General features: G+C 63.0%; 9 protein-coding genes. 7 read left to right on the top strand and 2 right to left on the bottom strand.

All coding sequences use genetic code 11. The features are described from left to right. Positions 1-322: 322 nt before the first annotated feature. Both CSQ87_RS11105 and CSQ87_RS03020 read right to left on the bottom strand, forming a co-directional pair. On the bottom strand, positions 323-1,036 hold the full coding sequence (locus CSQ87_RS11105; protein ID WP_240541928.1) for a hypothetical protein: 714 nt from the start codon (positions 1,034-1,036) through the stop codon (positions 323-325). Positions 1,037-1,552: 516 nt separating this feature from the next. Next, complete coding sequence (locus CSQ87_RS03020) at positions 1,553-2,830, bottom strand: FAD:protein FMN transferase (protein WP_165776717.1); 1,278 nt, start codon at positions 2,828-2,830, stop codon at positions 1,553-1,555. Positions 2,831-3,597: 767 nt separating this feature from the next. Here CSQ87_RS03020 and CSQ87_RS03015 point away from each other — a divergent pair. From CSQ87_RS03015 to CSQ87_RS02985, 7 genes are all read left to right on the top strand, one after another. Beyond that, positions 3,598-5,391, top strand: coding sequence for an FTR1 family iron permease (locus tag CSQ87_RS03015; RefSeq protein ID WP_165776716.1), 1,794 nt, complete (start codon positions 3,598-3,600; stop codon positions 5,389-5,391). Positions 5,392-5,517: 126 nt separating this feature from the next. Continuing rightward, complete coding sequence (locus CSQ87_RS03010) at positions 5,518-6,186, top strand: iron transporter (RefSeq protein ID WP_100512383.1); 669 nt, start codon at positions 5,518-5,520, stop codon at positions 6,184-6,186. A 414-nt stretch (positions 6,187-6,600) separates the two neighbouring features. Then, complete coding sequence (locus CSQ87_RS03005; RefSeq protein WP_100512382.1) at positions 6,601-7,869, top strand: DUF2318 domain-containing protein; 1,269 nt, start codon at positions 6,601-6,603, stop codon at positions 7,867-7,869. Between the two features lie 32 nt (positions 7,870-7,901). Then, the gene (locus tag CSQ87_RS03000) at positions 7,902-9,200 is read left to right on the top strand and encodes an ABC transporter permease (protein WP_100512381.1); all 1,299 of its coding nucleotides are present in this window, start codon (positions 7,902-7,904) and stop codon (positions 9,198-9,200) included. 4 nt (positions 9,201-9,204) lie between these two features. Then, positions 9,205-10,530, top strand: coding sequence for an ABC transporter permease (locus CSQ87_RS02995; RefSeq protein ID WP_243388809.1), 1,326 nt, complete (start codon positions 9,205-9,207; stop codon positions 10,528-10,530). Positions 10,531-10,871: 341 nt separating this feature from the next. Then, entirely contained in the window at positions 10,872-11,678 is an 807-nt protein-coding gene (locus CSQ87_RS02990; RefSeq protein WP_100512380.1) for an ABC transporter ATP-binding protein, read from the top strand. Between the two features lie 258 nt (positions 11,679-11,936). Further along, positions 11,937-12,473, top strand: coding sequence for an FMN-binding protein (locus CSQ87_RS02985; RefSeq protein ID WP_100512379.1), 537 nt, complete (start codon positions 11,937-11,939; stop codon positions 12,471-12,473). Positions 12,474-12,489 lie beyond the last annotated feature (16 nt).

Below are 12,489 nucleotides of genomic sequence, written 5' to 3'. Positions count from 1 at the left end.
CGGGCTTGCCGGCCACCCGAAGCCAGCAAGGCGCGGCCCGAAACCGGCCAACTGCGGCCCCGTCCCTTGATCAGTAAGGGGTGGGGCCGCGGTTTGCCATGGGGTCGCGGTTTGCCATGGGGCCGCAGTTGGCCATGGGGCTGTCGGTGGTAGCCGACTGAGAGTGGCTGGGCTTGTTCGTTGGCCAAGTCGTTCATTATTCGCTGGCCAAATCGTTCACGAGACCCCTTACTTGGCCAAGACGTTCACGTACGGGCCGAAAATGGGGTCTTCCTGAACGTGTTGGCCAAGTATCGTTGGGTTATTGTTTGGTGGGCAGGGGTCAGTAACGGTATACCGGGCCTATGTTGGGGAACGGATCGGTCTTGGTGCCGCCCCACCCCCAGTAATACGAGCTTGGGTACCAATCCGAAGGTAGCGAAGCCATGCACATCCAGATGTAGCCGGCGTCATCCCGGTACTTCTTCCAGACTCGTGCGCTGTTGCAGGTCGGCAATCCGAGTGCCGTATACATGTCATCCGCCCGTCCGGGCCCGACCGCGTACCATGCCAGACCTTCGTCACGCCATCCGGCGCGGACGAGCATATTGCGTTCGTTGCCGTTCAGCGTGTAGTTGTGCGTGCCACGGCGAGCATGCGGATTGTATTGGCGATACAGCGGGTAGCTTCGATTCGTGTCGCTTGAGTACCAGCCGATGCCTTCGTACTTCCAGCCCACGCGAACCAGCATGTTCTTCTCCGCGCCGTTCATCGTGTAATGATGGTCGCCGGCGTGACGGTTATACAGTCGGTACACCGGGCGGCTCGACCTCGCCGGCGCCACCCATCCGATGCCCTCGTATCGCCAGCCGGCGTGGATCAGCATGTTGCGCTCCGCGGCATTCGCCGTGTAGAAATGTTCGCCGGAATTGCGGTTGTACAGGCGGTACATATTCCGCGAGCCGCCCGTATCCGCTGCGGCCATGCCGTCGATCGGACCGGCCAGCGCCACGATCGCGGTCGTCAGCATCATGGCTATTGCGGCGATGATTGCCATTGTTATGTTGAATGCGCGGGGTAGATTAATGGTTCCCTGTTTGTTGATGGTTCCGTGTTTGTTTGCAGACCACGTTGTTATAGACCACGGTGTCATATCGGCCTCCGATCTTCGAGCCTCTCATCTTCCAGTGTAGGTGCGCTGTTCGCCGGCGTAGGAAATTTCAGGCCATTCGTCTGGCAAGTGGTGTATTCGGGCTTGGCTTCCGGCTCATTCGGACTTAGATTCCGGTATATTCGGGCCTATCTCCATTCTTGGGGCAGATTTTGGTGCCTTGCAGACACCTATCTTCATTCCTGGGGCACCTCGAGCCCGGTATCGCCGGGTAATCCGCCGAAATGTCATTGGGATTTCAACAATTCCTCGCCGCTGATACCTCGCCAAGTGCCCGCAGAATGAAGATGGGTGTCTACAAGTACCCGAAAAGTGCCCGCAGAATGAAGATAGGTCCGATTTGCCGTATTCAGCGACCTGTCGGACACCTAGGAGCCAACTGGGCCACCGTGAAGCATGCGCCTAGGTGGTGAAGAATCGCGCGGGGAAGGCGGCCGAGGCGCCGGCGGTGCGGTCGGGGAGCATCAGGGCGCATTGGAACATGGGCGCACCATCGTCTGAACTGAACGCTTCGGCCAGCGCACTCGGGTCGGCGACGAACAGGGACGTGGCCAGACCGTCCGCCAGCGCGGTGGGGAAGCGAGAGGCAATGTCAATGGCACTGTTAGCGGCAATAGGATCATCGTTGCCGCGCTTCGCGTTGTCAGGTTTCGCGTTGTCAATACTGGCGCCGGTACTAGCGTTGTCAGGTTTCGCGTTGCCGGGACTGGCGTTGCCGGGTTCCGCATCAGCGTAAACCCGATTATCGAGCATTTCAGCATCGGCTCCCGCATCGCAGTCGGGTGCTTCGCTGTTGTTCATCACCGTCGGCACATACACCCATGTGGCCTTGACATCGTCGACCGGCTGCCCATCGAGCGCATTGAGCAGGTGATGGGCCCGCGTGATCGCCCCCTCCGCCGACCGCACCCGCCAATGCCGTCGGCTCGGCGCGGACGCGCAGAACGACCCTGAGGTGATTTCGGCCACGCCGATCGCCCGGGTCTGATCATCCGGATCCTCCAACGCCACCTGAATCGGTGAGTCGATCCGCGCTCGCAGATCGCCGCCGGCGTCCACGACGTATTCGCAGCCGGGCAGTTCCCGCTCGATCATGTGCGCCAGCAGATCGATCATCATGCCCTTGCCGGCTGCTCCGAAATCCAGCCGGACCGGTCCCGGCACGGTCAGTGCCCCCGAATGGTGGGTGATCGCGGCCCACGTGAGTCGGCCGGACGGTGCGGTCTGGCTGGACGGTGCGGACAGGTCGGACTGATCGGACTGGTCAGGTGGGATGATCCGGTCATGCAGCGTGACGATTTGGTCCGGGCCGTCCATGCTGAACGTGAGATCGGCGCCGTAGCCCAGCCGGGTGAGCTCCTCGCCGACGGTGGGGTCCATCGCCCCGCCGGTCGCGGCGAACAGACGATCGTACAGCGTGAACAGGGCCTCGGCGGTCTGCGGATCAGGGAAGCCGAAACTGCCGCCGACGTTGCAGTTGCCGACGTTGCCGTTCGCGATCCGACCGATCAGCGAATCGGATCGGAAGCGGGAGAACACGGCTTCGAACCGTTCGATGGACTGGACCATTCGATCGTGCAGATCGGGCGGGATCGGCTGCGAACCGCTGACGATGATGCCGGTGCCCAATGCGTGGGGGAATGCGGCGATATGGGTCAGACGGTTCGCGGTAGAGCTCATACCGGCCATGGTAGCCTCGCCATGGTAGCGAGAGCGACACACCATCAGGCTCCCGCTGGCGGGAGCTGGCTGCCGGAGGCAGACTGAGGGTGGTTGCATGAAGTGCAAGATGATTTCATATGATTTGATATTCAACCACCCCCAGTCACGCCAAGCGTGACAGCCCCTGCCGGTGGGAGCGAGGTCCGGCGAGTCATGGTAACGGAGTGTGTCGTTGAATTCCTCACGCGGGCCGCCCGTCCCGTGTGAGGAGATCTTGGAGATCGTTGGGATTGCAGCGGTTTGTAGTTGGCCCTCACGTGGGGCGGGCGGCCCGTGTGAGGGAACCGTCACCTCATCAGTCAGCCTTGCGGCTGCCAGCTTCCCCTCGAGGGGAAGCCGAGTGATGGTCGGGCGCGGCGAGGCTGACCGCGCAGACGGCTGACCGCACAGCCGACTGACCGCACAGCCGACCGCATAGTGGGACGATGCGTAAGGGGTATGTTTCGGCGCGCCGAAAAGAGCGGAATCAAATACCACCGATCACCGAAAAAATCAAGACTTTCTTTTTGGAAAAAACTGCTTTAGCTTTACGTGTGGCTTTGGAAAAAGCCGCGAACCCTAGAAATTCGAGGGTTTTCGAATGGTTGCCGCACGTCGGTCGGCATTCGAATATTCATTGAATTTCTTCTGCGACACGGCTTTCTCCTTGGCCCGACACAAAAAATCCAAGAAATTTTGCGGAATTTCGCGGGTACTGAGATTTCGAGGTCGTTGAGAGGAAGTTTATGAGGTCTCGTTCTTCACAGTTCGATGTGATCGCCCGCGTGTGCGCGGCAGCCGCCGTCATGCTGATCGTGGTCACGTCGTTCTTCGCTGCGCCGTTCGCCCCGGTGGCATCCGCCGCCTCGTCGAGTGATTCGAGCACGTCCAGCTCCAGCGACGACGGCACCGACATCTCATACACCAAGTGGGCCGAGGTGGCCAAGGCCATCACCGATGAGATCGCCACCGGCCAGAAGACCTACCAGTCCGGCGACAACGCCGGCGCGGCCTCCGCGTTCCAGTCCGCCCAGTGGTCGACCTACGAGGCCGATAACTTCGGCAAGGTGGTGAACGACACCATCGGCTCGGCGAAGTACCAGAGCCAGACCCAGCAGTTCCAGGATCTGCAAACCGCCGCCTACACCACCGGCAACGCCTCCACCATCGCCTCGAAGGCCCAGGCGCTGATCAACGACCTGAACTCCACGGCCGCCACGCTTGACGCCAACACCAAGCTCGCCAATCCCGCGCAGTACGCCAAGGACCGCGCCGCGCAGACCGCCAAGGAGCGCAAGGCCCTCGACGCCAAAAAGAAGAAGACCACCAACACCGCGAAGACGTGGAAGGACGTCGCCAACGCGATGCTGCCGATCCTCGACAATGCCGTGAAGGCCTACGAGAACGGTGACGCCGCGAAGGGCGCCACGCTCGTCAACGACGCCTACTACCAGCATTACGAGAAGCTCGGCTTCGAGAAGACCGTGCTCAGCGCCATCAGCGGCAACCGCGTCTCCGAGGTCGAATACCAGTTCAAGCTGAGCCGTTCCTCGATGAACCAGGGCAAGCCGGTCTCCGAGGTCAAGCAGTACGTCGAACAGCTCAAGACCATGCTCACCACCGACGCGGCCAAGCTCGACGGCGGTGCCGCCGATCAGGAGGGCGGTGCCCTCAAGTTCCTCACCAGCGCGGTCGGTCAGGCGTTCCTGATCCTGATCCGCGAGGGTCTCGAGGCCCTGCTCGTCGTGGCCGCCGTGATCGCCTACCTCGTCAAGTCCGGCAACCGCCGCTTCACCAAGTGGATCTACGTGGGCGTGCTCGCCGGTCTGGCCGGCTCGGGCGTCATCGCCGTGATCTTCACGCTGATGTTCGGCGGCGCAGGCGAGGAGCAGGAGATCATGGAGGGCATCTGCGCCCTGATCGCCATGTGCATGCTGCTGTGGACCAGCAACTGGATGCTCAACAAGTCCTCGGTCGAAGCGTGGAACCGTTACATCCGTAACAAGACCGAGTCGGCCGTGGCTTCCGTCACCTCGCAGGTCGAGTCCGGCGACAAGGTGGCGTTCGGCACGGTGGTGTCGCTCGCCATGCTGAGCTTCCTCGCCGTGTTCCGCGAGGGTGCCGAAACCGTGATCTTCTACCAGTCCATCTACACGATGAGTCAGGATACGAAGGGCATGTGGATCGGTGGCATTGCGGCGGCGATCGTGCTGGTGATCATCTTCCTGATCATCCGCTTCACGTCGGTGAAGATCCCGATCGGCCCGTTCTTCATGGTCACGTCGATCCTGATGTCCGTGCTGGTCGTCGTGTTTGCCGGCGGTGGCGTGCACGCCCTGATCGAGGGCGACCTGCTGCCCGCCATGTACCTGCCCGGCGTGCCTACGAACGATTGGATCGGCCTCTACCCGTACGTCGAATCCATCGTGGCCCAGGTTCTCGCGGCCATCGCCGTGATCGTCCTGTTCGCGGTCGGTTTCGCCAAGAAGCACAAGGCCAAGGCCAAGCTCGAATCCAGCGAAACCAGCGAATCCAAATAACCGACTAACCAACTAACCAACTAACCAACGAAGACTTGCGACCGGATCCGGAAGCGATTCCGACCGGCCGCCCCAATAACTGATCAACGTGAATCCCCCAATTCACTACAGTAAAGGAATAGAGAAATGAAGAAAAGCAAGCTGATGGCCCTCGCCGCCATCGTCCTTTCCGGTGCGCTCGCCCTGACCGGCTGCGGCAACGCCAGCTCCTCGAGCTCCAGCTCCAGCAGCTCCGCCAAGTCCGATTCCTCCTCTTCCGCCGCCGCCCCGAGCGAGGCCTCCGGCTTCGAAGAGGTCCCGGTCGGCCCGTCCGGCACCGCTGAGGAGCAGGACAAGGCCGCCGGCCCGCTGACCGTCGGCGCCGTCTACTTCCAGCCCATCGACATGGAGCCCGCCGGCATGGGCCTGAAGGCCGCCGACGCGAGCTTCCACCTCGAGGCCGACATCCACGCCAGCCAGGAGGGCACCGACTACGGCTACGGCAAGGGCGACTTCGTCCCCGACCTGACCGTGAACTACCAGATCATCGACAAGTCCACCGGCAAGCAGGTCGAAGGCACCGCCACCTCCGGCACCTTCATGCAGATGAACGCCTCCGACGGCCCGCACTACGGCGCCAACGTCAAGCTCGACAAGGCCGGCACCTACCAGCTGAAGCTGTCGATCCAGTCCCCGGAGAAGAAGGGCTGGATGCTGCACGTCGATCCCGAGACCGGTGTGAAGAACCACAAGTTCTGGACCGAGCCGATCGAGGTCACCTTCGACAACTGGGATTACACCCCGCGTCAGTGGTGAGCCACTGAAGTAGGCTTTCGGCCCGTTGGTCGGTTGGGTCTCGCTGATCTTCAGCGAGACTGCCCGTAGCGGGCCTCGCGTCAATGCCCCTCATCAGTCTGCCTTCGGCAATCGGTCACCTCATCCGACCGGCCAAGCCGGCCACCTTCCCCTCGAGGGGAAGGCAGGTCCTTTGCTGGGCTTCCCCCGCCGGGGGAAGCTGGCTGCCGCAGGCAGACTGATGAGGGGCCAGTGAACGGAAGCCACAGGGCCGCGAGGCCCGGAGAACTTACACCAAACCTTCTGTCGGGATCGGCTTGGAATCAGGCCGGACCCGGCAGAAGGGTTTTCGTGTTTTTGCGCGAAACCACCAGAACTCAAGGAATCCTAAGAAACACCGAATCCTAAGGACCACCTAGGAAAGAAGCGAAGCGAATGCTGAAACAATTCGTTGCGGTGATGCCGGGAACGCTCGCCCCCGCATTGCTGATCATGTGTCTGAGCGTCATGCTCACCGTCGGCGAAGGACGAGACAAGCCGATCAGCGCGCACTGGCGCCGCTGGGGCTTCGCCATCGGTCTGGTGGCGTCGATCGTGTTCGCCGGCCTGCGAGCCTCCGCCGTCATCAACCAGCGAACCTTCGTCAACTTCCCGCTGCTCATCGCCTGCGTGATCGTCGACGTGCTCACCATCGCGCTCATCGCCGCCTCACCCCGCATCGTCGCGAACTGGAAGAACCACGCCATCTGGATGCACATCGCCAACGGTGTGGCCGCACTGTGCATCGCACTCACCGTCTTCTACGCCCTGCCCGACGTGATCCTCCAGCTGACGATCTGGGTGGAGCCGGGCGACCCCATCTTCACGTCGGCGATGCTGCTGCGGGCCCTCGGCTTCGCGCTCGGCGTCGGCGCCTCGATCATCATCGCCGCGATCTTCCGCACCATGCGCTCCACCGCGGTTCGTCCCGCGTTCATGTTCGCCGTGCTCGCCGTGTTGGTGATCCTGCTGTGGCAGCACGCCACCGCCCTGCTCCAGATCATTCAGGTCAAGGTCCTGATCTTCCCGCATTCGCTGTTCGTGTTCCTCGCATGGTCGCTCAACCACAATCCGTGGATGATCCAGGCGCAGGCCTGGGTGTTCCTCGTGCCCGCCATCGCCTCCGTCGTGGCTGGATTCCGCCTGCCGATGACCGGCGCCAACGAGGCGATCGCCCGCAAGCACAAGGCCTTCCGCCGTCGCGCGATCGCCGCCTCCGTGTGGAGTCTGGTCGCGATGATCGGCGTGACCGTCACCCTTACGCTCGGCGTGGCCGAGATCAACAAGGCCCCGACCCTTTCGCCGCCGGAAAGCTATTCGCTGACCAAGACCACCGCCACGATCCCGTTCAGCCAGGTCGAGGACGGTCATCTGCACCGCTTCGAATACAAGGCCAAGGACGGCACCGTGATGCGGTTCATCATCATCAAGAAGAACGGCGGCGCCTACGGCATCGGCCTCGATGCCTGCGACAACTGCGGCGACGCTGGCTACTACGAGAAGGACGGCAAGATCATCTGCAAGAAGTGCGAGGTGGCCATCAATCTGGCGACCATCGGCTTCAAGGGCGGATGCAACCCCGTGCCGTTCCCCTACAAGGTCGCCAACGGCAAGATCACCATCCAGACCGCCGATCTTGACGCGCTCAGTGTTCATTTCAAGTAAGCGTTCATTTCAAGTAACAGGGAAGGAGCGAAATGTTCTTTCTGCGAATGATCTATCGCTCGTTCAGCCGCCAGCTGCGTCGACGGTTGCTCATCGCGCTGACCGTGTGCCTGTCGGCCACGGTGTCGGTCGCGATGCTGGGCGTCGTATTCGACGTCGGCGACAAGCTCAACGCCGAACTGTCCACCTACGGTTCGAACATCACCGTGCAGCCCAAGGCCGACGCGGTGGTCTCCGATCTGTATTCGACCGAGAACAGTGACGGCGGCGGGGCTTCGGCCGGCCAGGACCCGACTGCGTTCCTCAAGGAGTCGGACGCGGTGAAGATCAAGACGATCTTCTGGGCCTTCAACATCACCAACTTCGCGCCCGAGCTGACCGTGCAGGCGCAGTCCGGTCATACGGACGTGCCGCTGGTGGGCACCTGGTTCAACAAGACGCTGCACCTGCCGACCGGCGAGTCGACCGTGGCCGGCGTCGAGGGCATGCGCTCGTGGTGGCAGGTCAACGGCAACTGGCCGAAGGACGACGCCGCCGAAGGCATGGCCGGCAAGGATCTGGCGGCCAAGCTGGGCGTGAACCCCGGCGACACGATCACCCTCACCAAGGACGGCCGGTCCCAGCAGATCAAGATCGTCGGCACATTCGACTCCGGCGATGACGACAACGGTTCGCTGTACCTGCCGTCGTCGGTCGCCCAGGTGCTGGCGAACCTGCCCGATCAGGTCAACAAGATCGAGGTCAAGGCGCTGACCACCCCGGAGAACGATCTGGCGCGCAAGGCCGCGAAGAACCCGGCCGCTCTGAGCCAGGAGGAGTGGGAGACGTGGTACTGCACCGCGTATCCGAGCTCCATCGCCTACCAGATCGAGGAGGTGATCCCCGGCGCCGTGGCCAAGCAGGTGCGTCAGGTGGCCGCGCTGCAGGGCAACGTGCTGCAGAAGACGCAGGCCGTGATGATCCTGATGACCGCACTGAGCCTGATCGCCGCCGCCGTGGCCGTGGCCAACCTGATGGCCGCCTCGATTTCGGAGCGCTCCAACGAGCTCGCGCTGCTCAAGGCGATCGGCGCCACCGATGGTTCGGTGTCGCGCCTGATGCTCGCCGAAACGGCCGCGATCTCGCTGGTCGGTGCGATCGTCGGTGCGCTGCTCGGTTCGGGTGTTGCGCAGATCGTGGGGCATGTGGTGTTCTCGTCGGGCATCACCATGCGTCCGATGGTGTTCGTGCTCGTGTTCGTGCTGCTGGCGATCACCGTGCTGGTGGCGTCCGCGTCCTCGATCCGTTCCATTCTGAGCTTGCGTCCCGCGGAGGTGCTGCATGGCCGGTAAACCGATGACTTCCAATACCCGAATGTTCTTCACGATGCTTTGGGGTGCGGTGTTCCGCCGCCGCTCCCGGGCCGTGATGGCGGTGGTGGCGTCCATGGTGGGTGCCGCCACGCTGTTCTGTCTGGCGGCGATCTGCATCGCCGTGCCGCAGCAGATGAATGACGAAATGCGTTCGTACGGCGCGAACCTGATCGTCACACCGATCGAAACCGACGGCCGCAAGACCGGCATCGACGAGGCGATGGTGGAGCACACCACCGAAATGGTGCGCGCCCACGGCGACGCGCGATACGCGACGTACCGCTACGAGAACGTGCGCGTCAACGCGGCGCCGTACGTGATGGCCGGGGTCGACGCCGCGCAGGTGCGAGACCTCAACCATCATTGGAGCGTCGACGGCAGCTGGCCGTCGAGCGGCTCCGTGCTCATCGGTCGCGACGTGGCCGATTCGACCGGCGCCGACATCGGTTCGACCATTACGATCGGCTATCGGTCGTCGGACAACACCGGGAGCAGTGCGGACAGCTCGTCCAGCGCGGACAGCTCGGCCAGTGCGTCCGGCAGTTCTACTGACGGTTCCGGTACGACCAGCGATCAGTCCGGTTCTGATCAGTCTGATCAGTCCGGTATTGCGGCCCCGTCCTCGCCGACCGAGAACGGCCGCGTCTCCAGCGACATCATGGACACCAAGGGCACCGATTTCCGCGTCGCGGGCATCGTCGACACCGGCGGCAACGAGGATTCGATCATCTACGCCACGCTGGGTGACGTGCAGAAGCTGACCGGCACCACTCGCGGCGCCGACGTCATCGAATACTCGGCTTCTGCGTCCGGCGATGATCTGACCAAGACGGTCACCTCCATCAACGACATGACGTCAATGCATGTCAAGGCCCAGCAGGTCACCAAGATCACCTCCTCCGACACCCGCATCATCACCATGCTGCAGACCCTATTCTGGATCGTCTCGCTGGTGGTGCTTGTGCTCACGCTGGTCGGCGTCTCGACCACGATCTCGTCGATCGTCTCCCAGCGCAGCTACGAGATTGGCCTGCGCAAGGCGCTCGGCGCCTCCGGTCGCAGCATCAGCATGGAGTTCTACGTGGAATCCGCGTTCTACGGTCTGATCGGCGGTCTGATCGGCACGGCCATCGGCTACGCGCTGGCCCGGGCCCTCACCACCGTCGTGTTCTCCCGTATGCTGCCGGTCAACTGGCCGCTGGCCATCGGCTCGGTGATCCTCGCCGCGCTGATCGCCGTGCTCGCCTCCATTCCGCCGGTCCACCGAGCCAACCACATCGACCCCGCCGTCGTGCTGCGCGAGGAATAGCTAACTTCATGTCCCCGCCCTTCATTGGCTTCCCCTTGAGGGGAAGCTGGCAGCCAAAGGCTGACTGATGAGGTGGCCGACCAATATAACTTCATGCCCCCGCTGGCGGGGGGGCTGGCTGCCGGAGGCAGACTGGGGGTGGCTGAACACCTGCGCTCCTCATTGGCTTCCCCCTTGAGGGGAAGCTGGCAGCCGGAGGCTGACTGATGAGGTGGACAGCGGAGAATGCTTCGTCCCTCACCTCATCCGTCGGCAGAGCCGACACCTTCCCCTCGAGGGGAAGGCCAGTCCTTACCCATCGCTTACATCGAATACCCACCAACCGGAAGAAGGAATCTCCCATGCTTCTCGAACTCGATCACATTTCGAAGATCTACGGATCGCTGCACGCCGTCGACGATCTGTCGCTCACCGTGCCGGAAGGTGAATGGCTGGCCATCGTCGGCTCGTCCGGCTCCGGCAAAACCACGCTGATGAACATGATCGGCTGCATGGACACCCCGTCCAAGGGTTCCGTCGCGCTGGAAGGCCGCAAGCTGGAGGACCTCAACGCCACCCAGCTCGCCGACGTGCGCAAGAACCTCATCGGCCTGGTGTTCCAGAAGTTCTACCTCGTCCCGCATCTGACCGCCGTGGAAAACGTGATGGTGGCGCAGTACTACCATTCGGTGGTCGATGAAAAGCAGGCCATGGAGGCGCTGGACAAGGTGGGTCTCGCCGACCGCGCCCACCACCTGCCCGGGCAGCTCTCCGGCGGCGAGCAGCAGCGCGTGTGCATCGCCCGCGCGCTGATCAACGAGCCGAAGCTGATCCTCGCCGACGAGCCGACCGGCAACCTCGACGAGAAGAACGAGAAGATCGTGCTCGACCTGTTCCGTGAGCTGCACCAGCAGGGCACCACGATCATCGTGGTGACGCATGACGCGCTCGTGGCCAGCTGCGCCGAACGCGAGATCATGCTCAACCACGGCGTGCTCGTGGGCGAGAAGTGGAACGACGATGCGGCCCGCGCCGCGTATGAGGCGGCCGGCGGTAAGCCCGCGTCCACTGGCTCCACCGCGGAGGGCGCGCAGTCCGGCGACACCCCGATCGGCTTCGAAGACCCGACCAAGGCCGCCAAAACCGGCGCCCAGCCCCTCAGCGAGTAGGCTGCGTTGCTAACGCCGGAGAACCTACTCTGGGCCCCCGCTGGATGGACAGTCCAGTGGACTGTCCATAGCAGCATGGCCGCCAAAGGCCATGCGTCGCACAATACGTCGGGAGCTCCCGGCAAAGCCCCCAGGTGAGGACCTACTCTGGGCCCCCGCTGGCGGGGGCTCCCGGCGTGAGCCGGGTGGGGGTGGTCAAACGAAGCCACCAGCCTCACCCCACAATCGACTACACTTCTTTCCCGGAAGGAGACCACATTGACCCATAAGACTTCCGTGAAGACCGCCGCCGTTGCCTTCGCCGGGCTCGTCGTGGCGGGCTCGCTGCTGGCCGGCTGCGGCGACCCGAAATCCAAGGCCGTGCCGATGGACGACGAATACGCCGGCAATTCCGGAGAATCCTCGGCGGCTCCGTCGGACTCCAGCTCGGCTTCGTCCGGTTCGTCGGCTGGTTCTTCGGCTTCCGCCAGCTCCTCGGCTTCGACGGGCAAGGACACCGGCAAGTACAAGGACGGCACCTACGCGATCAAGGGCCAGTACGGCCCGGTTGGCGAGGACAGCATCGATGTGACGCTGAAGATCGCCGACGGCAAGGTGGCCGACGTGCAGGTGGTGGGTCACCCGTTCACGTCGATCTCGAAGACCCATCAGCAGGACTTCATCAAGGCCATTCCCGGCGTGGTGGAAGGCAAGCCGCTCAAGGGCATGAAGGTGGGCAAGGTGGCCGGCGCGAGCTGGACCTCCGACGCCTTCAACAAGGCTCTGGAGCTGGCCCGCGAGCAGGCCTCGGAGTAGTCGGTTGGGCGTCCGA

It is taken from the genome of Bifidobacterium simiarum, from assembly GCF_002802905.1.
Classification (GTDB): domain Bacteria; phylum Actinomycetota; class Actinomycetes; order Actinomycetales; family Bifidobacteriaceae; genus Galliscardovia; species Galliscardovia simiarum.
This window is presented reverse-complemented; position numbering and strand designations above follow the sequence as displayed.

Bases quoted from the DNA above. Each gene is read 5' to 3' on its own strand.
- CSQ87_RS03005 (WP_100512382.1), top strand. From the start codon at position 6,601: ATGCTGAAACAATTCGTTGCGGTGATGCCGGGAACGCTCGCCCCCGCA.
- CSQ87_RS03000 (WP_100512381.1), top strand. From the start codon at position 7,902: ATGTTCTTTCTGCGAATGATCTATCGCTCGTTCAGCCGCCAGCTGCGT.
- CSQ87_RS02990 (WP_100512380.1), top strand. From the start codon at position 10,872: ATGCTTCTCGAACTCGATCACATTTCGAAGATCTACGGATCGCTGCAC.
- CSQ87_RS02995 (WP_243388809.1), top strand. From the start codon at position 9,205: ATGACTTCCAATACCCGAATGTTCTTCACGATGCTTTGGGGTGCGGTG.
- CSQ87_RS03020 (WP_165776717.1), bottom strand. From the start codon at position 2,830: ATGAGCTCTACCGCGAACCGTCTGACCCATATCGCCGCATTCCCCCAC.
- CSQ87_RS03010 (WP_100512383.1), top strand. From the start codon at position 5,518: ATGAAGAAAAGCAAGCTGATGGCCCTCGCCGCCATCGTCCTTTCCGGT.
- CSQ87_RS11105 (WP_240541928.1), bottom strand. From the start codon at position 1,036: ATGGCAATCATCGCCGCAATAGCCATGATGCTGACGACCGCGATCGTG.
- CSQ87_RS03015 (WP_165776716.1), top strand. From the start codon at position 3,598: ATGAGGTCTCGTTCTTCACAGTTCGATGTGATCGCCCGCGTGTGCGCG.